The 21315-nt window shown below is 69.3% G+C and carries 23 protein-coding genes and 2 pseudogenes; 13 read left to right on the top strand and 12 right to left on the bottom strand.

What is annotated here, in order from left to right; all coding sequences use genetic code 11:
• Positions 1-43: 43 nt before the first annotated feature.
• The gene (locus tag OG975_RS07755) at positions 44-529 is read right to left on the bottom strand and encodes a nuclear transport factor 2 family protein (protein WP_406328346.1); all 486 of its coding nucleotides are present in this window, start codon (positions 527-529) and stop codon (positions 44-46) included.
• A gap of 414 nt (positions 530-943) precedes the next feature.
• On the opposite strand from OG975_RS07755, the gene OG975_RS07750 reads away from it, so the two are divergent.
• A complete protein-coding gene (locus OG975_RS07750; RefSeq protein ID WP_406328345.1) occupies positions 944-1228 on the top strand; it encodes a hypothetical protein in 285 nt (94 codons plus the stop codon).
• Positions 1229-1275: 47 nt separating this feature from the next.
• Here OG975_RS07750 and OG975_RS07745 read toward each other — a convergent pair whose 3' ends face one another.
• Together OG975_RS07745 and OG975_RS07740 are read right to left on the bottom strand one after the other, a co-directional pair.
• Complete coding sequence (locus OG975_RS07745) at positions 1276-2289, bottom strand: hypothetical protein (protein WP_406328344.1); 1014 nt, start codon at positions 2287-2289, stop codon at positions 1276-1278.
• Between the two features lie 179 nt (positions 2290-2468).
• A pseudogene (locus OG975_RS07740) lies at positions 2469-3077 on the bottom strand (TerD family protein); the annotation flags it as partial.
• A 212-nt stretch (positions 3078-3289) separates the two neighbouring features.
• Here OG975_RS07740 and OG975_RS07735 point away from each other — a divergent pair.
• Entirely contained in the window at positions 3290-3937 is a 648-nt protein-coding gene (locus OG975_RS07735; protein ID WP_406328342.1) for a hypothetical protein, read from the top strand.
• A gap of 124 nt (positions 3938-4061) precedes the next feature.
• On the opposite strand, the gene OG975_RS07730 is transcribed toward OG975_RS07735, so the two are convergent.
• The 3 genes from OG975_RS07730 to OG975_RS07720 all read right to left on the bottom strand — a co-directional run bounded on the left by OG975_RS07730 (position 4062) and on the right by OG975_RS07720 (position 6045).
• Positions 4062-4448, bottom strand: coding sequence for a hypothetical protein (locus OG975_RS07730; RefSeq protein WP_406328341.1), 387 nt, complete (start codon positions 4446-4448; stop codon positions 4062-4064).
• 155 nt (positions 4449-4603) lie between these two features.
• Positions 4604-5197: a hypothetical protein gene (locus OG975_RS07725; protein WP_406328340.1), complete on the bottom strand. Its 594-nt coding sequence runs from the start codon at positions 5195-5197 to the stop codon at positions 4604-4606.
• A gap of 368 nt (positions 5198-5565) precedes the next feature.
• A complete protein-coding gene (locus OG975_RS07720; RefSeq protein ID WP_406328338.1) occupies positions 5566-6045 on the bottom strand; it encodes a hypothetical protein in 480 nt (159 codons plus the stop codon).
• 91 nt (positions 6046-6136) lie between these two features.
• Between OG975_RS07720 and OG975_RS07715 the strand changes: the two genes are divergently transcribed.
• Positions 6137-6502: a MerR family transcriptional regulator gene (locus tag OG975_RS07715; RefSeq protein ID WP_406328337.1), complete on the top strand. Its 366-nt coding sequence runs from the start codon at positions 6137-6139 to the stop codon at positions 6500-6502.
• Positions 6503-6764: 262 nt separating this feature from the next.
• Here the strand turns inward: OG975_RS07715 and OG975_RS07710 are convergent, their stop codons facing one another.
• On the bottom strand, positions 6765-6944 hold the full coding sequence (locus OG975_RS07710) for a hypothetical protein (protein ID WP_406328336.1): 180 nt from the start codon (positions 6942-6944) through the stop codon (positions 6765-6767).
• A 196-nt stretch (positions 6945-7140) separates the two neighbouring features.
• Complete coding sequence (locus OG975_RS07705; RefSeq protein ID WP_406336194.1) at positions 7141-7425, bottom strand: winged helix-turn-helix transcriptional regulator; 285 nt, start codon at positions 7423-7425, stop codon at positions 7141-7143.
• A 209-nt stretch (positions 7426-7634) separates the two neighbouring features.
• Between OG975_RS07705 and OG975_RS07700 the strand changes: the two genes are divergently transcribed.
• Positions 7635-8222: a carboxymuconolactone decarboxylase family protein gene (locus OG975_RS07700; protein ID WP_406328335.1), complete on the top strand. Its 588-nt coding sequence runs from the start codon at positions 7635-7637 to the stop codon at positions 8220-8222.
• 60 nt (positions 8223-8282) lie between these two features.
• Here OG975_RS07700 and OG975_RS07695 read toward each other — a convergent pair whose 3' ends face one another.
• Positions 8283-9158, bottom strand: coding sequence for an undecaprenyl-diphosphate phosphatase (locus OG975_RS07695; protein WP_406328333.1), 876 nt, complete (start codon positions 9156-9158; stop codon positions 8283-8285).
• Positions 9159-9537: 379 nt separating this feature from the next.
• On the opposite strand from OG975_RS07695, the gene OG975_RS07690 reads away from it, so the two are divergent.
• The 3 genes from OG975_RS07690 to OG975_RS07680 are packed head-to-tail and all read left to right on the top strand — an operon-like array spanning position 9538 to position 12430.
• Positions 9538-10770 (top strand): Gfo/Idh/MocA family protein, encoded by a 1233-nt coding sequence (locus OG975_RS07690; protein ID WP_406328332.1) that lies wholly within the window; start codon positions 9538-9540, stop codon positions 10768-10770.
• Positions 10767-11708 (top strand): PmoA family protein, encoded by a 942-nt coding sequence (locus OG975_RS07685; protein ID WP_406328331.1) that lies wholly within the window; start codon positions 10767-10769, stop codon positions 11706-11708. The genes OG975_RS07690 and OG975_RS07685 overlap by 4 nt, the downstream gene beginning before the upstream one ends.
• Positions 11705-12430, top strand: coding sequence for a cupin domain-containing protein (locus OG975_RS07680; protein ID WP_406328330.1), 726 nt, complete (start codon positions 11705-11707; stop codon positions 12428-12430). The genes OG975_RS07685 and OG975_RS07680 overlap by 4 nt, the downstream gene beginning before the upstream one ends.
• 53 nt (positions 12431-12483) lie before the next feature.
• Here OG975_RS07680 and OG975_RS07675 read toward each other — a convergent pair whose 3' ends face one another.
• Positions 12484-12945: a winged helix-turn-helix transcriptional regulator gene (locus OG975_RS07675; RefSeq protein WP_406328329.1), complete on the bottom strand. Its 462-nt coding sequence runs from the start codon at positions 12943-12945 to the stop codon at positions 12484-12486.
• A gap of 102 nt (positions 12946-13047) precedes the next feature.
• Between OG975_RS07675 and OG975_RS07670 the strand changes: the two genes are divergently transcribed.
• Positions 13048-14217 carry a thiolase family protein gene (locus OG975_RS07670; RefSeq protein ID WP_406328328.1) on the top strand — a complete coding sequence of 390 codons (1170 nt, stop codon included), beginning with the start codon at positions 13048-13050 and terminating at the stop codon, positions 14215-14217.
• 58 nt (positions 14218-14275) lie between these two features.
• Here the strand turns inward: OG975_RS07670 and OG975_RS07665 are convergent, their stop codons facing one another.
• A complete protein-coding gene (locus tag OG975_RS07665; protein WP_406328326.1) occupies positions 14276-15106 on the bottom strand; it encodes a TVP38/TMEM64 family protein in 831 nt (276 codons plus the stop codon).
• Between the two features lie 50 nt (positions 15107-15156).
• On the opposite strand from OG975_RS07665, the gene OG975_RS07660 reads away from it, so the two are divergent.
• From OG975_RS07660 to OG975_RS07645, 4 genes are all read left to right on the top strand, one after another.
• Positions 15157-15891, top strand: coding sequence for a DNA alkylation repair protein (locus tag OG975_RS07660; RefSeq protein ID WP_406328325.1), 735 nt, complete (start codon positions 15157-15159; stop codon positions 15889-15891).
• Positions 15892-16240: 349 nt separating this feature from the next.
• Positions 16241-17410 carry an elongation factor Tu gene (gene tuf / locus OG975_RS07655; protein ID WP_369256460.1) on the top strand — a complete coding sequence of 390 codons (1170 nt, stop codon included), beginning with the start codon at positions 16241-16243 and terminating at the stop codon, positions 17408-17410.
• Positions 17411-17523: 113 nt separating this feature from the next.
• Complete coding sequence (locus OG975_RS07650) at positions 17524-18366, top strand: patatin-like phospholipase family protein (protein ID WP_406328324.1); 843 nt, start codon at positions 17524-17526, stop codon at positions 18364-18366.
• Between the two features lie 120 nt (positions 18367-18486).
• On the top strand, positions 18487-19332 hold the full coding sequence (locus OG975_RS07645) for a spermidine synthase (protein WP_406328323.1): 846 nt from the start codon (positions 18487-18489) through the stop codon (positions 19330-19332).
• On the opposite strand, the pseudogene OG975_RS07640 reads toward OG975_RS07645, so the two are convergent.
• Positions 19294-19650: pseudogene (locus OG975_RS07640) on the bottom strand (MFS transporter); the annotation flags it as partial. The gene OG975_RS07645 and the pseudogene OG975_RS07640 overlap by 39 nt on opposite strands.
• A 30-nt stretch (positions 19651-19680) precedes the next feature.
• Between OG975_RS07640 and OG975_RS07635 the strand changes: the two are divergent.
• Entirely contained in the window at positions 19681-21312 is a 1632-nt protein-coding gene (locus OG975_RS07635) for a recombinase family protein (RefSeq protein WP_406328322.1), read from the top strand.
• Positions 21313-21315: the final 3 nt, after the last annotated feature.

Raw genomic sequence — 21315 nt, 5'->3', positions numbered from 1 at the left:
GCGTTCGGGCGTCGCCGGCGGGCTTCGTCGTGAGACGGTCGGCTCAGGTGGCAGCGGGCTCGTGATGTGTCTGTGGGGTGCGGCGCCACTTCTCCTGGACGACCACATGGCGCAGCCGCCAGCCGTCGTCCGTACGCACCAGTCCGAAGCCGTAACGGCCGCCGCACACGAAGTCGGGCGCGGTGGATCCGCCGTCGTGTCCCGCGAACCTCATCGGATTGATGTAGTCCGCCTGGACCCGGGCCGTGTCGCCGGTGTCCTGCTCAAGGACCTCGAACCGCACCCGCCGGTTGACGATCAGATGCTGGCGCATCGGGAACAGCTGCATACTCTGCGCGAGCCACCCCGCGACCTGGGCCGCGTCCCCCTCGATGCCGCCGGCCGAGCGGTAGTCCGCCCGTCCGTCCGGCGCGAACAGCCCCCGGTACGCCTCCCAGTCGCCGTCGTCCACCGCCACCGCGTACTCGGTGACGAGTCCATCCACGGCAAACCGGTCCATCACGGTCGCGAGCTCCACACGCTGCGTCATCGGCTCAGTGTTGGCCACGGGGCGAGCCACGCCAAGGGCCGTGCGGTGATATTCGGCGTCTGATATTCGGTGGCCGCCGTGGGTTCACTCGATGGACCCCTGTTGCCCATGAATGATCAATCGCTTGCGGAGAGCGCGGTGAGCTCGGAGAGCGCGGAGCGCACAGACTTCGCAGTCGCGTTCACAGCCTCTTCCGCGCTGCGGGCAGCCACCGGCCGAGGCTGCTCGACTCCACGTCGATGCCGTCTCGTGGCAGACGTGCGCAGGGCCGTGTGTCCGGGCCGGCGGCCGCCGTTCGGATCACCCAAGGCGGCCCTTCAGGTGATTGCCGGACGCCTCATGAGCCAGGCAGCCGTCGCAGGGGTACGACGTCTCAGCAGAGGACGAACCCGGAACACCGTGAGGAGCTTGGCGATGTACGCAGCAGTGCGGCGGTACGAAGGGGTGACTGATTCGGCCGAGGCGGCACGTCTGGTGAACGAGGGGTTCGTGGCGCTCATGCGCCAGGTCTCCGGCTTTGTGGCCTACTACTGGATCGATGCCGGGGACGGAGTGATGATCTCCACCAGCGTTTTCCAGGACCAGGTCGGTGTCGAGGAATCGATCGCGAGGGCTGCGGACTTCGTGCGGGACAACCTTGCGTCGCTGCTCCCCAACCCTCCCCAGGTCATGGCCGGCGAGGTGGTGGCATCCGCGTGACAGCGCTCGGAGCAGCCACATGAGACGGCCTCCAAGGCTGTACCGACCTATCGAGGCAGGATCGCAGCTGTGGCCAACGCTCCGGGACCGGTCGGCTGTGTCTGGCAGGAGGCCGCCCACTCGCCCAGATCATTTCCCAGGTCGTTCGAGAGCTTGGCCAGGTAGTCGTCGGGGTTGTCGGCGGCACTCGTCGTTGCCGCTTGCAAGTTTTCGATTGTCACCATCTTCGGTCCGTGGACGAATTGTTTGACACCGAAGTCGTGCAGCCGCCCGATGATCCTTGCGATGAACTTGCCGATGCATCCCCTCACTTCCGGGGTGTCGTCCCCGTCCCAGATCCCGTAGAGGCGCACGGCCACGGATCGCAGAGCGCCCTCCTCGGCGGGGCTGGCCATGGTCATCCTCACGAGAGCCTCGACGATCAATAGTTTCGTTCTCGGGCTGAACGTGGGATCCCAACAGCCGTCCACCGCACTGGGCCAGTGCAGGGATTGGCAGGCGTCAAGTCTCGTCGCATTGCGGCAGAGCAGTTCCGCCGCGACGAGCCGTGCGCTGGAGGACGTCGATCTGAGGGCCGCATCGATCACGAGGATGGCTGTTTCGTGCGAGACCTTGGGCCAACTGTCGTCTCCACCGCGGGGTCCGGCCTGGCTTGCGCTCCGTTCGTCGGACCACAGGTCCACAAGGAGTACTACAGCGAGTTCCGCGTGATTGAGCCTCGTGAGCGCCAGTAGCCCCGAGGCCAGCGCAGCAGGGTGCGCAGGCCCTGAATCGCGAGGAGAAACAAGCTGTCCGGCGCGCATCGCCGCGTCGAGCTGCAACTGCTGTTGCCGCTCTTCCTGTTCCTTCCCCAGCCGCTGTTCCGTCTGGAGGCTGATTCTGTATCCGATCAAGGACACTGATGCAGTGACCAGTACTCCGACGTAGGTGAGGACGGCCGCGAGCTGAGAGGAATCGCCCGTGCCGAGGACTCGGTGGTGCAGAAGCAACGCGGGCAGAACAGCCGCACCGAGCAGACTGATGCACGACAGGAGAGTCAACCTCCATCGCCTCTTGCTCACGATGAGCCTCCATCCCCGGCACGACGAGCGAGGCCGTGGCTCCCCATGATGGCGTCGGCGTAGCGCATTGCGCAGTGGGAGGTGCGAAATGCCAGAGCTGTGAACACCGCCTGACATGGACCATCAAGCCTCGCTCACAGCCTTAACCCGACGCAGCAGCATCTGGACGCCAAGCAGATTTACTCCACCTCGATGCCGAAGTCCTGCACGAGCTCCCCCAAGCCGCCTGTGTAGCCCTTGCCGCCCAGGACGAACCCCCAGTCCCCGTTTGGCCGTCGCCGGAAGGAGCCGAGTACCAAGGCGGTTTCGCGTGACCGGCCGTCGGAAACCTCAAGTTGTCCCAGCTCGGTCAGCCGTGGGTCGAGCAGACGGATGCGGGCGTCCGTGAAACCGGAGAGGTCGGCGTCCGGGTTGACCTCTGGGTCGATTGCGGCCACGAGGACGAACCGGTCAGCCTCAGCCGGCAACCCGTCGAAGGAGACGCAAATCGCGGCCTTGTCAGGTGCAGTGGCGGTAAGAGTGCGCACGGAACCGTCCGCTGTCTGCGGGTTATTGAAGAAGACGAAATGATCGTCGCAGAGGACGCGGTTGCCACGACAGACGAGAGCACACACGTCCAAGCCGACGCTGCCCCTCCACGACATGCCCAAGACGTTGTAGTCGTCAGGCAATCGAGTGTCCGGACCCGATGGCGTCGGCTGTGCCGCAGGTTGACGGCCACCCTCACCCAGGCGCCCACGCAGCCCATGACGATGCAGCAGGTCGACGAGTTCTGTGCCCGAGACCAGGGGGAAAGATCCGGTAACCAAGGCCGTAACTGTCCGCAGTAGCCGAACTGGCGCACTCCGAGGGCCGTTCCTGTCGCGTATGCCGCGAAATGGGTCTGTGGACGCGGGCTTGACATGGGTCACCAAGCCGCGTTCACAACCCAACGAAATCGAGGTGCACGGAGTCGTGCACGATCTGGTTGCTGGGGTTGGAGTAGCCGTGGGAGGCAGGGTTGAGCGTCACGGGTATGTGGGTTGTCGGCGCGGTGCCTGACGAGAAGGTAGGGGACCTGCTGCGCGCTGCGGTTCAGGACTCGCCGCCGACACCGGTGTCGGCGCGCTGTGACGTGCCCGGGGAGCTGGCCTGGTGGCGAGGCAAGGCGCAGCAGTCCCTGTTCAGCGCGTCGATGGCCTCTCCTGGCCGTTGGAGCGCTGACGAGGAAGCCTTCCGGCTGAGCGCATTCTTCGACGCCTGCCGTGACGACTCCGACCATGTGGAGGCCCTGCGCGACGCCGTTATGGACCAGTTTCCGCCCGATGCCGAGGAGGGCCTGTTCGTGGCCGTGGCGCGCAAGGCCAGCCCGTTCTCGGCTTTGGCCTACGCGCTCGGTGCCGACGCGGTGTTGCGGCTGCCGGGCTGGTTCGGGGACTTCCTCCTCGACGCCGAGCAAGTCCGCGTCCAACTGTCCGAGGCCGAAGAAACCCTTGCCCTGACCGGAGCCCAGCGGCGCAGCGCGCTCGAGCGGATCCACGCGTGGATGACCGGCGTGGGTGACGATCCTGACCATGACGCCGACGAGCTCCTCGACGGCCCGCTAAGCGTTCTGCGCCACGCCGCCCGCACAGGCCAGGGCGCGGCTGGCCACGTCCGGTGGTACTGACGGCACGGAACATCCGTATGAGCCGTGACGCCCGAGTGCGTGCTGGGCGCGTAGGTGCGGCGTGCGTTCCAGGCGCTGGTCGCTGGTCGCCTACGATCACTGATTGCAGCGACCAACTGCCCGCTCACCGGCTTGGCATGCCCCCGTGCGGGCTGTTGACCACCAGGGGCAGTGACCCTTCGGCGAGGTAGAAGTGCCCAGGGAAGTAGTCGATGTGGAGGTGACCGCCGTCCTCGGCAGTGGCCATGTCCCGCAGGTTCTCCGCGAGTACTGCCCTGCTGGCGGAGTCACCGCTGATCACAAGGATCTGCCGCTCTGCGTCCCGGTGGATGAGGACGCCAGGGCCTGAAGTCTCTTTGACCTCGACCCCGGCCAGGGCGTCGCTGCCCGGCGAAGAGGTGGAGCTGACCAGCCCCTCGCCCTGGGCCACCGCGGTTGCCAACCGCGTCAGTTCTTCCGCCGATGCCGAGAGATCCACTTCGCCGTACGTGGGGTCGGAGACCAGTCTCATGGGCGTCACTCCGGGCAGTAGTCGGGCGGATTCGGCGCGGGTTGCGGTGTACGTCAGCGGGGCGGTCAAACGATCGGGACTTCAACGGACGGGGCGGGAGGGCGCTTGCTCAGTACCCGGTCTGCCTGAGGAGGGACAGTGCAGGCAAGGCACGATCACTTGGAGAACCCCAGCTTGCTGAGCTTGGTCAGCTGTGTCCTGATGATCGCTTCCGGTACGACGGCCGGGTCCTTGCCCCTTGGCCCTCGGGGGAGGTTGAACTCGTAGAACATGGCGACCGTCGCGCCCTGCCGAACGGCCACGACCGTGTAGGGAACCCGGATGGGCTCCTCGTCCTCGCTGTCCGCCGCGAGCTGTGTGAGCCGTAGGGACACTGATTCATCGCCGTAGCCGGGGTCGGGCTGGAGTTCGGCGTCGCTGTAGCGGAAGTCCGCCCGGATGTCCTTGAAGGTTTTGCACCGCTTGGCGGCCGCGCGGAACGCGTCGATCACCCGCGCGGCATCCCCGGCGCCGTGTGACGACAGGATCATGGATGCTCCGGGGCCGTGCTTCTTCGAAAAGATCACCCGGCCGACGCGTGCGGTGGCTGTGAAGCCGCTGCTTCCGCCCAGTGCCTGAACGACGGGCCCGCAGCTGGCAGGATCCGCCGTCCTGCGAGACGCCGAGGGAGCGGCCAGGATCCGGTTGATTTCGTAGCCGTCGAGATCCTTGTCCGTGATCGCCGCCCGCTCCAGGTCCGCCTTGCTCAACGGTTTGTCCTGTACACCGGCCGTCGTGGCCTCTTCCGACGCGCCTGCCCGGGAGTCCTGTCCGGATGTGCATGCCGCGAGGGCCGAGAATGTCATGAGCATGGCAATTGCAGTGCCGACTCGTGATGAGCGAACCACTGTCTTCCCCACCCGCTTGATTGTTGAGCGCGCGCAGGTGTCCGCCGGCTCAGGAAGCTTTGCTCGAACCATCCGCCCCGGCTCAAAGCATTGAGCAGCATGGTAGATCGTCCGCTTGGGAAGCGGGATCGGTTTTGAGGCCGAGGCCGAGGTCGAGGTCGAGGCTGAGGCGCGGTGGGGTGTGTCAGCGAGGGGAGGGCCGTGAACGTGTCTTCACTTGGATCCGGGTGTCACCGGCCCTCCGCGTTGACTGGATGCCCAACGGCCGGGCCGGCTTCGGTGTGCGACAGGTTCGTGTTCCGGTTTCGCCACCACGGCACAAGCTGGACGAGGCCGAACATCACCTCGACGCCGAAGAACATCCACAGCAGCCGTGTGGCACCGTGGGCCAGCGCGTACGCCTGCCACGCCGCGAACAGCGTGCGCGCGATGCCGTCGAGCAGTCCGTGCACCGCCAGCGGCCGGACGATGCGCAGGACAGCCCAGACCACCACGACCGAGCCCATCAGATTCGCGTACAGGATCTGCACCGGGTCGAGTTCGGGCAGGGCGCCCAGCCCGAGTGCGTTGCCCGACGACGACAGCGCATCGTGCACCAGCCTGTAGGTCCACGGTGTCGCGAAGCCCGCAGTGACGACGAGGTCGTACCAGGCGCTTGCGCGTACGGCGCGAAGATAGGCCGGGCGTTCGGGGGCGATGGATCGGATCACGGTGAGGCTCCAACTGGTCTCGGGAGAGCGACGCCTCACGCTAAACAGTGGAGTACGGTCCAAGGTCAAGCCCACCATCCGACGGAGGGTCATGCGTATCGGAGAGCTGGCCGCGCAGGCGGGCATGAGCAGAGACGCCATTCGGTTCTACGAGAAGATCGGACTCGTCACGGGTCGACGGCTGGCCAACGGTTATCGCGACTTCCCACCAGAGGCGGTGCCCTGGCTGCAGTACGTCCGCACTGCGCAGACGCTTGGATTCTCTCTGGCGGAGATCGCGCGGCACGGCGAGGAACTGCGGGAGGCGCCGGACGCCGCGGGAGCACTGTCCATGCTGTTCGAGCAGAAGATCCAGGTCATCGACGCCCGCATGGCCGAACTCACCAACTTGCGGGCTGAACTCGCTACGCGAGTCGACACCGGGTGCCCGTTGCGGGCGGTTGGCCAACCGAGCTGACTACGAGGTCGGGGGCGTCGCGGGCCCGACCCGTGACTGCCCCCTGCCGCGAGGGCCTCGACTGGGCGCGGCGGCGCTGTTGTCGGTGATTCCGTCCGCGTCGACACGGACGCACCCGGGATGGTCGACACCGGGGTGCACGCAACTCGTCGTGCACGATGGGGTGGTGCTTCGGGTGTCCGGGGGCGGTGACGGGGCGCCGGCTTCAACTGCCGGTCGGAGGCCCGGTCGGCAGGCCCGGTGGGCGGCTACCTCGCGGCTCTCATGCCGCCTCGACGACCTCTCCCCGTATCGCTTCCGCCCACTTCACGACCAGCAGTTCGTACTCCGCCCGCTCCTGGGCGGACAGGGAACCGCCCGCGCGCATCCACAGGGCGCGGATCTGCTCGTTTAACGCCGCAGCGGACCGCACGGAACCAGGGGAAGTGAAATCGGGGGACATGCGCACAAGCCTAGGGGCAAGGACTGACACTGCGCTACCAGTCGGCTACTCATCCCGTATGTGGTTCGTCACGGCCGACCGGGTCGGGCTCGGTCGACCCAACACGTCGAGCAGTCGCGGGGCCAGGTGCGAGCGGGCGGCTGTCTTGAGGCAATCCCAAGTGGGGCCGACAACGCCCAGTCGGCAGCGGTGCGGGTCACTGTCTCGCGGCTCTCGCGGCCCAGGCGTGGGACCAGTCCAGCAGAGGCCCCATCGCGGTCACCAAGTCGTCGCCCAGCGGGGTGAGATGCCAGGCCGACTGGATTGTCGACGCGGCGATGCCCGCCTCGCGGAGTTCCCCGAGACGGGTGGACAGCACGCTGGAGGACATGCCGTCGCAGCGGCGCTGGAGGTCGCGGAAGCCGATCGGGGCGCCGCCGCGGTGGAGTTCCCAGATGACGCGCAGCGTCCAGCGCCGGCCGAGGAGGTCCAGGGCGGCCATGACGGGACGGCCGGTGGCCGAACCGCGCACCGGGCGGCCGGGGGCGGGGGTGCCCGGCGCCGGGTTGTCGTGGGCGGTGTGGTCCGGCGCACCGCTGTCGGTGGCGGACCGCTCCGGCTCAGGGATCGTGCCCAAGTGAGTACCTCTCCATGGCAGTTGCTCACCCCGCAGCCTTGCGCTTCGATTTCCGAAGCGCAAGGCTGCGGGACATGAAACAGCGCATCGACGGCGTCACGCCGCCCTATGAGCCCGAGACCGACCGCGCGTTGCACCGGTGGATGCCGCCCGGCGTCGCGCGTGAGCCCCTCATGCTGTTCAAGGTCCTGGAGCGCCATCCCGAACTGGCCTCGCGCATGCGGGCGTTGGGTGCGGGCCTGCTTGTCCACGGCCGACTGGGCGACGCCGACCGCGAGTTGGTGATCGCCCGCGTCGCCGCCCGCTCCGGCTGCGCGTACGAGTGGGGCGTCCACATGGCGACGTACGCGGAGACTGCCGGTCTCACCCCGGAACAGGTCACCCTCACCGCGACCGGTACACCCGACGAACCCGCCTGGTCCGCTCGGCAGACCGCCCTGCTCAGGGCCGTCGACGAACTCCACGCCACCGCGCGCGTGAGCGACGCGGTGTGGAGCGGGCTGCGCGAGTATCTCGACGAACAGGAGGTCCTGGAGCTGCTGGTCCTCGCGGGCTGGTACCGGACGATCGCGTACGTCGCCAACGGGGCGCGGATCGAGGGGGAACCCTGGGCTCTCGCCCTGCCGGGGACGTCGGGGACGTCGGGGACGCCAAGAGCGTGAAGGGTGTCGGGGACGCCCGGCGCGTCAGCCGTCGCCCCGCCGACTGCGCGGCGCCAGCCGTCAGCCCGCCGACTCCGCCGCGTGTGGGCTCAGTCCTCCCGTCGCGACCAGCGCGATGATGACGATGCCGAGCGCGATCCGGTACCAGACGAATGGCATGAAGCTCTTGTGGGAGATGAACTTCATGAACCATGCGATGACTGCGTAACCGACGGCGAACGCGATGATCGTGGCGAAGATCGTCGGGCCCCAGGAGACATTGCCTTCCGCCGCCGCGTCCTTGAGTTCGAAGGTGCCGGAGGCGAGGACGGCCGGCATGGCGAGGAGGAAGGAGTAACGGGCCGCCGCCTCGCGTGTGTAGCCCATGAACAGGCCGCCGCTGATGGTCGCGCCCGACCGGGACACGCCGGGGACCAGCGCCATCGCCTGGCAGGCGCCGTAGAGCAGGCCGTCCTTGACGTTCAGGTCCTCAAGTGTCTTGCGCTGCTTGGCCGCCCGGTGCTTCCCGCCCGTCTCGTCGCGCGCCGCGAGCCGGTCGGCGACGCCTATGACGATGCCCATCACGATCAGCATGGTCGCGGTGATCCGCAGGTCGCGGAACGGCCCCTCGATCTGGTCCTTGAGCGTCACCCCGAGCACGCCGATCGGAATCGAGCCGACGATCACGAGCCAGCCCATCTGCGCGTCGTGGTTCCCGCGCATTGCCTTGTTCGTGAGCGAGCGGAACCACGCCGCGAGAATCCGTCCGACGTCCTTGCGGAAGTAGATCAGTACCGCGGCCTCCGTACCGAGCTGCGTGATCGCGGTGAACGCGGCGCCCGGGTCCTCCCAGCCCGCGAAGGCGGCGGTCAGCCGCAGATGCGCGCTGGAGGAGACGGGAAGGAACTCGGTCAGCCCCTGGACAAGTCCGAGGATGAGGGATTCAAACCAAGACATGAAGTTACGTGGTCCAAGTGCTGATCGTGGGAGGGGCGACGGGCACACCGTGCCGCCGTCGGCGGTGATCACGGGTGTTGGTGGCAGCGTAGCGCCCCCCTGTGACAGCCCGGCCACAGGGGTTTCGCAGGCGTGCGGGCAGATGTACGAGCGGGTGTGAGAAGGCGCACGAGCGTGCGCGAGGAGCCGTACGAGGGTGATCGCGCCCCCGCGTGCGAGGCAACGTTGTCCATCGTGTGACCGGGGTGTTGACCGGCCGCTGGACCGCCGCATACGTTGCAGTGGAGGAGAAAGCGCTTGCTGCCGCCAGGGTCCGCTCGGTGTCATCATGCGTTGGCCAACGTCTGACGTCACGTCCGGTGGAGCGCTGATCACGTACATGAGCACATCCCGCACCGCAAGCAGCCCCGAGACCTCCCCGAACCGTCCGGTGGACCCGTTCGACGGCCGCCGCATCAAAGCCGCCATCATCGGCGCCGGTGCCATCGCGCGCGGAAGCCACTATCCGGCGCTCGCGCGGCTCGCCGAGGAGGGCGAGACGGAGATCGTCGCCGCGGTCGACATCGCCGAGGGCGCGGTCCGGGAGTTCTGTGACGAGGCGGGCATCCCGCACGCGTACACCGATCTGGACCGGATGCTCGAAGAGCAGCGGCCCGACCTGGTCGCCATCTGCACCCCGCCGACCCTGCACCGCGAGCAGACCGTCGCCGCGCTGCGCGCCGGCGCCTGGGTCTGGTGCGAGAAGCCGCCCGTACCGACGCTCGCCGACTTCGACGCCGTCGAGGCGGAGGAGGGGACGGACGGGGGCCCGTACGCCTCGATCGTCTTCCAGCACCGCTTCGGCTCGGGCGCGCGGCATGTACGGCGGCTGATCGCCGAGCAGGCCATGGGACGTCCGCTGGTCGCGCACTGCCAGACCACCTGGTACCGCAATGCCGACTACTACGCCGTGCCCTGGCGCGGGCGCTGGGCGACCGAGGGCGGCGGGCCCGCGATGGGGCACGGCATCCATCAGATGGATCTGCTGCTCGACCTGCTGGGGCCGTGGAGCGAGGTGCGGGCGATGGCCGGACGTCTGGTGCACGACGTGGAGACGGAGGACGTCTCGACCGCCCTCGTCCGCTTCACGAGCGGCGCGATGGCCACCGTGGTCAACAGCGTCCTGAGCCCGGACGAGGTGAGCCGTATCCGCATCGACTGCGAGCGTGCCACCGTCGAGCTCACCCATCTGTACGGGCACAGCAACGACAACTGGCGCATCACCCCGGCACCGGACGTGCCGGAGGCCGAGGCCGCGGCCTGGCGGGACTTCGGCGCGGACGTGCCGAGTTCGCACCTCGCGCAGCTGCAGGAGCTGGTCGCGAGCATGCGCGCGGGCGAGCGGCCGCGCAGCAGCGGCGCCGACGGGCGGACCAGCCTGGAGCTGATCACCGCGCTCTATAAGTCGGCGTTCACGGACACGACCGTGCGGGCGGGGGAGATCGGCCCGGGAGATCCGTACTACGCGGCGCTGCACGGGGGTGCGCCGGGCTGGGCTCCCGCGGTCCCCGAGGGGTCCGCCGTGGTCCCCCAGGTGTCCGCGTCCGCCGCGGGCCAGGAGGTGCCGGCATGAGTACGTCGTCGGGCGGCGGGCTGCGGGTCGTTCACACACACGGCGAGCGCATCACGATCAGTGAAGTCGCCACCGGCGTCGAGCTGTTGAGCTACGTCTACCGGACCGAGGCCGCCTGGGAGTCCCCGAAGCCGTATCTGCATCCGCTCCGGACGCTGGCGAACAACGTCGTCACGGACTACCGGCCCAACGACCACCGCTGGCACAAGGGCCTCCAGATGACGGCCTCCCACCTCTCCGGCCAGAACCTGTGGGGCGGCAACACATACGTCCACGGAAAGGGATATCTCGAACTCCCAGAGCGCGTCGGATCGATGGCGCACGTCACCTTCGACGAGGTCACCTCGTCCGGTGGCCGCGCGGTCATCGCCGAGCGCCTCACGTGGCACCCGTACGACGGTGATCTGTGGGCCGACGAGGAGCGCCGCATCGAGGTGCACGACGTCGATCCCGGGGCGGGCTCCTGGGCGCTGACCTGGACCACCGCGGTCACCAACCGCCGCGACGAGCCGCTGCGCTTCGGCAGCCCCACCACCGCCGGGCGGGAGATGGCGGGCTACACGGGCCTGTTCTGGCGCGGACCGCGCGCCTTCAGGGACGGGCGGGTGATCGGGCCCGACTCCGAAGGACCCGAGCTCATGGGGCGGCAGGCGCCGTGGCTCGCGTACTCGGGGGAGCACGACGGCTCCGACGGACACGCGACCCTCGTCTTCGCGCACGCTCCCGAGAACGACCACTCCGGCTCCCGAGGCGCGCACCCGGCCCACTGGTTCGTCCGCAACGAACCCTTCGCCGCCGTCGCCCCGTCGCTCGCCTTCCACGACGAACTGGAACTCGCGCCCGGCGACACCCTCACCCGCCGCTACCGGGTGGTCGTCGCCGAGGGGGCCTGGGAGCGCGCGGAGGTCACCAAGTATCTGGAGGCGCATCCCTGGTGAGCGACCCCGTCACCGGGTTCACCGGACTTCCGGGAGCGGTCGCCGTCTCGCACCTGTGCGTGTACGACTGGCCGGCGGCCGACGGCGTGTCCGGCGGAACCCCCCATCTGCACCTGACCTGTTCGGAGGCGTACGTCGTCACCGGCGGGCGCGGTGCCGTTCAGACACTGACGACGTCCGGGTACGAGGTCACACCGCTCGTGCCCGGCACCGTCGCGTGGTTCACGCCCGGCACGATCCACCGGCTCGTCAACGAGGACGACCTGCGCATCACCGTCCTCATGCAGAACAACGGTCTGCCGGAGGCGGGCGACGCGGTCCTCACGCTGCCCCCGGAGTACCTGAACGACCCGGAGACGTACGCGGCCGCGACCGTGATCCCGGCGGACGCGTCCGAGGAGGAGCAGTCGCGGGTTGCCCGGGCCCGGCGCGACCTCGCCCTGGAGGGCTACCGGGCGCTGCGCGCCGCGGACGGGCCCGAGCCGCTCGCCGCGTTCCACCGCGCCGCCGCCGCGCTGGTGCGGCCCCGCCTCGCCGAGTGGCGCGAACGATGGCGGCGCGGCGCCGAGGCGGCCGCCTCGGCGACGGGGGACCAGCTCGACCGGCTGGAGCGGGGGGACACGTCCCACCTCGGCGACGCCGTCGTTCGGGCCGAACAGCCTTCCGCCTACGGCAAGTTCGGGATGTGCGGGCGGCTCGACGTCTACAAGGGCACTGTCTAGGGAGTACCGCGTCGGTCGCTTCGGTGCGTACCGGTGAAGACGGTCGCTGACGGTTACGCCGCAGCGGGTCCCGTCGCCGTCCAGCCCGGGGACTGCGGATGGGCCGTCAGGTCGTCGTGCTCGACCTCCTTGCCGCACTCCCTGCAGACGACCTGCGGGACCAGCTCATTGCCGCAGATGTGCTCCAGCACCATCGGGCGGAAGCCGCCCTCCTGGAGATGCCGGTCGCCCCACGCCATGAGCGTCATCAGGACCGGCTCCAGCTCCAGCCCGGCCTGCGTGGGCCGGTACTCGTAGCGCTTGGGGCGGTCGCTGTACTCCACCTTCTCCAGTACGCCGACGTCGACGAGCCGCTTGAGCCGTGTCGTCAGCACGTCGCGCGGGGCGCCGATGTTGCGTACCAGCTGGTCGAAGCGGGTGGCGCCGAGCGACACCTCGCGCAGCACCAGCAGGGAGTACTTCTCGCCGACGAGAGCGAGCGTGTCGGCGATCGAGCAAGGGCGGGCGTCCTTCATGGCATCAGTCTACGGGGTGGGTTGGTTGTTCCAACCCACTGAGCTACTCTTGAGTCACTTAGCGGGTTTGGAAAGCAAACTCAGTGAGTTTGGAGATCAAACATGCGTGACGCCGTGATCGTCGAAGCCGTACGCACCCCCGTCGGCAAGGGCAAGCCGAACGGCTCCCTCGCCCATGTCCACCCCGTGGAACTCCTCGCCCATACGCTGCGCACCCTCGTCGAGCGTTCCGGCGTCGACCCCGCGCTGATCGACGACGTCATAGGCGGCACCGTCGACCAGGTCGGTGAGCAGGCCATGAACACCACCCGGTACGCCGTGCTCTCCGCGGGATTCCCCGAGACGGTGCCCGCGACCACGGTGGACCGCCAGTGCGGCTCGTCCCAGCAGGCCGTGCACTTCGCGGCGCAGGGCGTCATGTCGGGCGCGTACGACATGGTCGTCGCCTGCGGTGTGGAATCGATGAGCCGCGTACCGATGTGGTCGAACGTGCCGGCGGGCAAGGACCCCTTCGGGCCCGGGGTCGCCGAGCGCTACCCGGAAGGCCTGGTGCCGCAGGGCATCAGCGCGGAACTCATCGCCGCCAAGTGGGGCATCTCACGCGAGGAGATGGACACCTTCGCGGTTGGCTCGCACCAGAAGGCGGCCGCGGCCTGGAGCAACGGTCTGTTCGAGGCCGAGGTCGCGCCCCTGGAGGGGGTCACCCGCGACGAGTGCGTCCGGCCCGCCAGCAGCACGCAGATACTCGCCGGGCTCAAGCCCGCCTACTACGACGCCACCTTCGGTGAACGCTTCCCGCAGATCGACTGGTCCGTCACGGCGGGCAACGCGAGCCCCATCAATGACGGGGCCTCCGCCGTCCTCATCACGTCGAGCGAGACCGCGGCCCGCCTCGGCCTGCGCCCCATCGCCCGGCTGCACAGCTTCGCCGTCACCGGCTCCGACCCGCTGCTGATGCTCACCGGCGTCATCCCCGCCACCGAGAAGGTGCTGCGCAAGGCCGGCCTGGCCCTCGGCGACATCGACCTCTTCGAGGTGAACGAGGCCTTCGCGGCCGTCGTCCTCGCCTGGCAGCAGGAGACGGGCGCCGATCTGTCCAAGGTCAATGTGCACGGCGGAGCGATCGCGATCGGCCACCCGCTCGGCGCGAGCGGCACCCGTCTGACGACCACCCTCGTCCACGCGATGCGGGCCCGCGGAGCCCGCTACGCGCTCCAGACGATGTGCGAGGCGGGCGGGCTCGCCAACGCGATGGTGCTGGAAGCGGTGTAGTGCGTCGAGGCGGCGTACTGGTTCAGGGCGGTGTTGTGCTTCGGGGCGGTCCAGCGCCTCAGTGGCCGCGCAGGTGGTGGCGCTTGCGCCAGGCGACCACCGTTCCGACCAGCGCCGGTACGGCGATGAAGCCCATCGCGATCAGGAAGGCGGGCGACGTCGGCGACGAGGCACGGGCGCCGGCGACGGCGTACGCGGCGGTGTTCGGGATGGAGCCGAGCGCCGTCGCGACGAGGAAGGGCAGCCAGCCCATGCGGGAGACGGCCGCGCAGTAGTTGGCGACCCAGAACGGCACCCCGGGGAACAGCCGGGCCACCATCATCGAGCGGAAGCCATGACGGCTGAGCTGTCCGTCCGCCGCCTTCAGCCAGCGGGCGCGCAGCAGCGGGCGCAGCGCGTCCTGCCCGAGGATCCGGCCGAGCCCGAAGGCGACACCGGCACCGAGCACCGTGCCCGCGAGCGCGGTGCCCAGGCCCAGTTCGGAGCCGAAGAGGGCGCCCGCCGCGAGGTTGAGCAGCGGCCGGGGCACGAACGCGACCGTGCACAGCCCGTACGCCACGGCGAACGCGACGGCCGCCGCGGCGCCGCCGAGCTGCGGCGGCCAGCCGTCGGCGAGCAGTCGCTGCGGTTCGAAGAGCAGCACGCTCGACGCGGCCGCCGCCAGCAGCACCACGAGCAGGGAGAGGCGCGACCAGGGCGACAGCAGGACTCTCGTGCACCGGGCGGCCAGGCTCACGGGAGCGGTGGCGGCCTCCAGGGCGTCGGCAGCGTGTGCCGCGACGGTGAGGTCCGGTGCGATGGCGAGGTCAGAGGCGATGACGAGCTCCATGGCTGTGGCGCGGGGAGTGGCCGTGGCGGTGCCCCCAGAGCGGATGGTGGCATCGAGCATTCCGGTGACACTAACCGACCAGTGTGTGTGATCGCCGTATGGTTCGTCTCATGGGCGTCACAGCCTCCGGAACGTCGGGTGCACAGTTCGAGGTGCCGAACAGCGCCCTCGCGGACACGGTGCTGGAACGGCTCACCGCCACATACGCCGCTGCCGCCGATCCGGAACGGGCCGCGTCGATGCGTGCCTATATGAAGGACATCGCGCCCTTCCTCGGCCTGACCACGCCCGAGCGCCGCGCCCTGTCGCGGACCGTCCTCCAGGACACCGCCCGCCCCGACGAGGCCGACTGCACCGCGCTCGCGCTGCGCTGCTGGGAGCTGCCGGAGCGCGAGTACCACTACTTCGCCGTCGACTACCTGCACCGCCATGTGCGGCGTCTGTCGTCGGGCTTCCTGCCCGTGGCCCGCCACCTCGTCGGCACGGTCCCCTGGTGGGACACCGTCGACGCACTCGCCTCCCACGTAGTGGGAGGCCTGGTGGCCGCCGACCCGAAGCTGAAGACCGACATGGACGCGTGGAGCGAGGACGACGACCTGTGGGTCGCGCGTACGGCCCTGCTCCACCAGCTCCGCTACAAGGACGCCACCGACACGGAACGCCTCTTCGGATACTGCGTCCGGCAGTCCGGACACCCCGACTTCTTCATCAGGAAGGCGATCGGGTGGTGTCTGCGCGAGTACGCGAAGACAGACCCGCAGGCCGTACGGGACTTCGTCGCCCGGGAGCGGGGGAGGCTCGCGCCGCTGTCGGTGCGCGAGGCGCTCAAGAACATCGGCTCCTGAGGTACCAGGAAGGTCCCTTCAGCCCCCTGAACCCCCGCCGCCCCGCCCGAAACACCCCTGCTCGCGATCACGGAAAACCATTCGACGCGGGCAGACGCGTGGGCAATGATCTCCTCATGTTCCGGTACGCCTTCCTCCTCGCAGCATCCGCAGTCGCGGATGCGCCGAAGGCTGCCGTCCCGATCATCGTGGCCGCCGTCGACGGCGCCCGAAGCTGACCCTTCCCGGATCGTCCGGCGGACCCCGCAGGGGGAGGGTCGGCAAGTCCCTTGGGGTCCCCGTCCCGGCCCGTATGCGCCGGGGCCATCACTCAGTTCCGCTGACACTGAAGAGGCTTCGAGGTACAGCCATGCCCAAGACGGCTTACGTGCGCACCAAACCGCACCTGAACATCGGCACGATGGGTCACGTCGACCACGGCAAGACCACCCTGACCGCCGCCATCACCAAGGTCCTCGCCGAGCGCGGCTCCGGCACGTTCGTCCCGTTCGACCGGATCGACCGCGCCCCGGAGGAGGCCGCCCGCGGCATCACCATCAACATCGCGCACGTCGAGTACGAGACCGACACCCGGCACTACGCGCACGTGGACATGCCGGGTCACGCCGACTACGTCAAGAACATGGTCACGGGCGCGGCCCAGCTCGACGGGGCGATCCTCGTGGTCTCCGCGCTCGACGGGATCATGCCGCAGACCGCCGAACACGTGCTGCTCGCCCGGCAGGTGGGTGTCGACCACATCGTCGTCGCCCTCAACAAGGCCGACGCGGGCGACGAGGAGCTCACCGACCTCGTGGAGCTGGAGGTTCGCGAACTGCTGTCCGCGCACGGCTACGGAGGCGACTCCGTACCCGTCGTACGGGTGTCCGGCCTCAAGGCCCTTGAGGGGGACCCCCGTTGGACCGCGGCGATCGACGCGCTGCTCGACGCGGTGGACACCTATGTGCCGATGCCCGAGCGGTATCTCGACGCGCCGTTCCTGTTGCCGGTGGAGAACGTGCTCACGATCACCGGGCGCGGGACCGTCGTCACCGGGGCGGTCGAGCGCGGCACCATCCGCGTCGGCGACCGTGTCGAAGTGCTCGGTGCCGCCGTCGACACGGTGGTCACAGGTCTGGAGACCTTCGGCAAGCCCATGGAGGAGGCGCAGGCCGGGGACAACGTGGCGCTGCTGCTGCGCGGCGTGCCCCGCGACGCCGTCCGCCGCGGGCACATCGTCTCCGCGCCCGGCAGCGTCGTACCCAGTAGCCGTTTCACGGCGCGGGTGTACGTCCTGTCGACGCGCGAGGGCGGCCGTACGACCCCCGTCTCCACCGGGTACCGGCCGCAGTTCTACATCCGCACCGCGGACGTGGTCGGCGACGTCGACCTCGGCGAGACGGCCGTCGCCCGGCCCGGCGACACCGTCACCATGGCGGTCGAGCTCGGCCGCGAGGTGCCGCTGGAGCCCGGTCTGGGCTTCGCGATCCGCGAGGGCGGCCGGACGGTCGGCGCCGGGACGGTGACCTCGGTCGGCTGACGGCCGGGGGCAGGACGCGGGTGCCCGCTCCGAGGGGAGCGGGCACCCGCTCGTACCGATGTCAGTGCCGTGCGCGAGACTGATCACAGGCAAAGGTCGTGGAGGGGAAAGCCATGGCGGACAAGGCACTTGTGCTCGGCGGCGGGGGCAGCGGAGGGATCGGCTGGCTCTCCGGAATGCTGTACGGGCTCTTCGAAGCGGGCGTTGATCTGAGCGACGCCGACGTCGTGATCGGTACGTCGGCCGGCTCGTCCGTGGGCGCTCAACTCGCCTCGGGCAGATTGACCTTGCTGGAGCTGTACCAGCGTCAGCTGCTGCCGCAGAGCGCGGAGCCTGCCGGACGCCTGGGCCCGGGCGCCTACGTTCGCTACGCCTGGGCGACGCTGACCTCGCGCACTCCCGAGGACTACGGCCGCAAGATCGGCCGGATGGCACTGGCGGCCTACACCCAGGACGAGGCGGCACGTCGCTACGCGATCGAGAGCCGGCTCGCCTCACACGAATGGCCGGTACGGCCGCTGCGCATGCCCGCCGTCGACACGGCCACCGGCGAGCTGCGCGTCTTCGACAAGGACAGCGGAGTGCGGCTCGTGGACGCCATGGCCGCGAGCTGCGCCGTCCCGGGCGCCTGGCCGCCGGTCACCATCGACGGCCGCCGCTGGATGGACGGCGGCACCCACTCACCGGCCAACGCCCACCTCGCCGCCGGGTACGGACAGGTCGTCGTCCTGGCACCCGTCGGCGCGGGCGGCGGTCCGCTCGTCTCAGCCGCCGACCAGGGCCGCAAGCTCGCCGAGGCGGGTGCCCGGGTCACCGTCGTCACCCCTGACAGGGCCGCCAAGCAGGCCTTCGGCCGAAACCCGCTGGACCCCCAGGTCAGAGCGGCCGCCGCCCACGCCGGCCGGACCCAGGCGGTGGCCCACGCCGAGGAGGTCGCAGGGGCCTGGCAGCACTGACAGCGCCCCCGTAGCCGACCTGGCTACAGCGCCCCGAAGGGGCGCGGCGAACTGCGCGACCAGCCACCTGCGACCCGCGGCCAGACACAAACAGGGTCGGCACACCGGCACAATGGACCCGTGGACGAGCCGATACCCGTGACACGGGCCGTGGATCACGGGACCGCCAAGCTGATGCCGGACGTCGACCGGAAGCGGGCCTGGCTGCTGACGGTGGACGGGGCGCCGCAGTCGTACGTCGACCTGGACGCGCCGACGCATCTGGAGTTCGAGTACGCGCGACGGCTCGGGCATGTGCTGGACACGGTGGCGGAGCCGGAGGCGGCCCTGGACGTGCTGCACCTCGGCGGAGGGGCGCTCACCCTGCCCCGCTATGTCGCCGCGACCCGGCCCGGTTCGCGGCAGGACGTGGTGGAGGCCGACCGGGGCCTGCTGTCCCTGGTCGGCGAGTATCTGCCCGTACCCGGCGACGCGGGCATCACCCTGCACGGCGCGGACGCCCGCGCCTGGCTCGAAGCCGCCCCGGCCGACTCCGCCGACATCCTCATCGCGGACGTCTTCGGCGGCGCACGCGTACCGGCGCACCTGACGTCCACCGCGTACGCGCTGGCCGCCGAGCGTGTGCTGCGCGCCGACGGTGTCTACCTGGCCAACCTCGCCGACGCCGCGCCCTTCGCCTTCCTCCGGTCCCAACTCGCCACGTTCTCGACGGTGTTCGAGGAGCTGGCACTCATCGCCGAACCGGGCGTCCTGCGCGGCCGCCGCTTCGGCAACGCGGTACTCGTGGCATCCCACCGCCCCCTCGACACGGCCGCCCTCGCCCGCCGCACCGCCTCCGACGCCTTCCCGGCGCGGGTCGAACACGGCCTCGCGCTGCGGGAGTTCATCGGTGCCGCCGAACCCGTACGCGACGAGAACGCGGTTCCCTCACCCGAGCCGCCCGACGGAGCCTTCAGCATCGGCTGACCCGGGCACGACGGCCGCCGCGGGCGAGCCACCCTGCCCGGCCGCCCCACCTCGTGCGGCCGACGCGCCCGGCACGGGCGCCCCCTGAGCCAGCGCCTTCGTCCGTCGCGTCAGATTCCGTACGTCCGGTACACACAGCACCGCCGCCGTGACCACGACGACCAGCGTCGCGCAGCCCCACAGCGCGGTCGTGCGCCCGAGGGCCTCCTCCGCCGGGCCCGCCAGGGCCGTGGCCAGCGGGACCATCGCGATCGAGCCGAACCAGTCGTACGCCGAGACACGCGAGAGCTTGTCCTCGGGGATCTCCTGGTGCAGCGCACAGCGCCTCTACGAACGTAACCTCTTTGCATGGCCGATGACTTGGTACAGCGCGCGCACTGGGGAAACCTGGAGGGGCAGAACTGGGCTGGACTGGCCCGGCTGTCGACCGAAGAGGCAGAGGGCGAACTGTCTTCTGACGGCACATTAGATGAGTCCCGGCCCCGGTTCATGACCGGCAGGGACATCAAGAGCACTGAGGAGCAGGAGAGGGACGGCCGCGGATTCGTTGAGAGCCGAGGCGGACGGTACGTGTACACGTACATGGAGCCGGACACCTCAGCATGGAAGCGCAGGCGCGTACGTCTGCCGGATGGCAGCGTCGGCTACCGCGTCGTACGGCCCGTGTACGAAGGGGCGTTGGAAGACCTCAAGCAGGGTAAGGCGCCCAACGGCGAGCGCATTGACGGACTGATCGTCTACGACATCGATCGTCTGACCCGCGACCCCCGGCACCTTGAAGACGCGATCGAGACCGTAGAGCACCACCACCGGCCGATCATCGATATCACGGGCACTCTGGACCTGTTGACCGACAACGGGCGGGCAATGGCCCGTGTGGTCGTCGCCATGGCCAACAAGCAGTCGGCCGACACCGCCCGCCGCGTCCGCCGCAATCACAAGGCCCGACGGGATCGGGGCATCCCCGTAGGCGGGACGCGCCCCTTCGGGTGGCAGGACGACAAGCGCACCCTGAACCCGACGGAGGCGAAGCACATCCGCGACGCCGCCAAGCGACTCATCCTCGGTGCCGAGTGGCACGCGGTCGTTGCCGACTGGAACCGCGAGGGGATCACCACCTCGAAGGGCAACCCGTGGACGTGGATCGCGCTCAGGGACATGATGCGCAATCCACGCCTGTGCGGGTATCGATCACACGTCGTGATCGAGTTCGATCCGGAGTCGGGCCGAGAGATCCGGCATCTGACGATCGCTCACGACGACGAGGGCAAGCCCGTCAAAGGGCAGTGGACGCCGATCTTGGAGGTGTCCGAGTGGGAGGCAATCCAAGAGATCATCGGTGACGGCCCGATGCGCGGAGGCGGCCGCAATGCCCGCGTCTATCTGGCCACCGGCACTCTGCGCTGTGGCAAGGAGGACTGCGGTTCCCTACTGCGCGCGATGAAGGCAGCGCCGAGCCGGGGAAAGCCGGAAGGGTACTTCTACTACGTGTGCCCGGCGAAGACCACAGGTAGGGGATGTGGCGGGGTCAAGATCCCGGGCCCGGAGACGGACGAGCTGATCCGCAAGTTGGTGATCACGAAGTACGAGGAGGAGGCCAGCGAGCGGCAGGCCGTGAAGGTGCCGCAGGAGTGGCCGAAGGAAGCCGAGTGGAAGATCATTGGCGAGGACATCGCTGATCTCAAGTCGGCCCGCAGGGCACGGAAGATCAGCGCTGAGCGCTACTACGCCGATCTTGCGGAGTACGAGGCTGAGGAACAACGCCTGAAGAGGGAACGCAACGCGTGGCGCCGTCAGACTCTCGCAGCCGAGGGTGAACCCGTCGACATGGCCGAAGAGTGGAAACGAAAGGGGATCACCCTCGCCGAGCGTCGGTCGTACGTCGCCCGAACTCTGACGGCTCTGGTCGTTCAGCCTGTCGGGAGCGGGCGACGAGTACCGCTGCGTGACCGACTGGTTCCGGTCTACGCCGAGGCGTAGCAG

The sequence above is a fragment of the Streptomyces sp. NBC_00203 genome, from assembly GCF_045206325.1.
GTDB classification, from domain to species: Bacteria; Actinomycetota; Actinomycetes; order Streptomycetales; family Streptomycetaceae; genus Streptomyces; species Streptomyces lutosisoli.
The sequence above is the reverse complement of the archived record's forward strand: the minus strand, read 5'-3'. Positions and strand labels throughout refer to the sequence as shown.

Excerpts from the sequence above, each read along its gene's own strand:
- OG975_RS07755 (WP_406328346.1), bottom strand. The coding sequence starts at position 529 with ATGACGCAGCGTGTGGAGCTCGCGACCGTGATGGACCGGTTTGCCGTG.
- OG975_RS07750 (WP_406328345.1), top strand. The coding sequence starts at position 944 with ATGTACGCAGCAGTGCGGCGGTACGAAGGGGTGACTGATTCGGCCGAG.
- OG975_RS07730 (WP_406328341.1), bottom strand. The coding sequence starts at position 4,448 with ATGAGACTGGTCTCCGACCCCACGTACGGCGAAGTGGATCTCTCGGCA.
- OG975_RS07715 (WP_406328337.1), top strand. The coding sequence starts at position 6,137 with ATGCGTATCGGAGAGCTGGCCGCGCAGGCGGGCATGAGCAGAGACGCC.
- OG975_RS07710 (WP_406328336.1), bottom strand. The coding sequence starts at position 6,944 with ATGTCCCCCGATTTCACTTCCCCTGGTTCCGTGCGGTCCGCTGCGGCG.
- OG975_RS07705 (WP_406336194.1), bottom strand. The coding sequence starts at position 7,425 with ATGGCCGCCCTGGACCTCCTCGGCCGGCGCTGGACGCTGCGCGTCATC.
- OG975_RS07700 (WP_406328335.1), top strand. The coding sequence starts at position 7,635 with ATGAAACAGCGCATCGACGGCGTCACGCCGCCCTATGAGCCCGAGACC.
- OG975_RS07695 (WP_406328333.1), bottom strand. The coding sequence starts at position 9,158 with ATGTCTTGGTTTGAATCCCTCATCCTCGGACTTGTCCAGGGGCTGACC.
- OG975_RS07690 (WP_406328332.1), top strand. The coding sequence starts at position 9,538 with ATGAGCACATCCCGCACCGCAAGCAGCCCCGAGACCTCCCCGAACCGT.
- OG975_RS07685 (WP_406328331.1), top strand. The coding sequence starts at position 10,767 with ATGAGTACGTCGTCGGGCGGCGGGCTGCGGGTCGTTCACACACACGGC.
- OG975_RS07675 (WP_406328329.1), bottom strand. The coding sequence starts at position 12,945 with ATGAAGGACGCCCGCCCTTGCTCGATCGCCGACACGCTCGCTCTCGTC.
- OG975_RS07670 (WP_406328328.1), top strand. The coding sequence starts at position 13,048 with ATGCGTGACGCCGTGATCGTCGAAGCCGTACGCACCCCCGTCGGCAAG.
- OG975_RS07665 (WP_406328326.1), bottom strand. The coding sequence starts at position 15,106 with ATGCTCGATGCCACCATCCGCTCTGGGGGCACCGCCACGGCCACTCCC.
- OG975_RS07660 (WP_406328325.1), top strand. The coding sequence starts at position 15,157 with ATGGGCGTCACAGCCTCCGGAACGTCGGGTGCACAGTTCGAGGTGCCG.
- tuf (WP_369256460.1), top strand. The coding sequence starts at position 16,241 with ATGCCCAAGACGGCTTACGTGCGCACCAAACCGCACCTGAACATCGGC.
- OG975_RS07650 (WP_406328324.1), top strand. The coding sequence starts at position 17,524 with ATGGCGGACAAGGCACTTGTGCTCGGCGGCGGGGGCAGCGGAGGGATC.
- OG975_RS07635 (WP_406328322.1), top strand. The coding sequence starts at position 19,681 with ATGGCCGATGACTTGGTACAGCGCGCGCACTGGGGAAACCTGGAGGGG.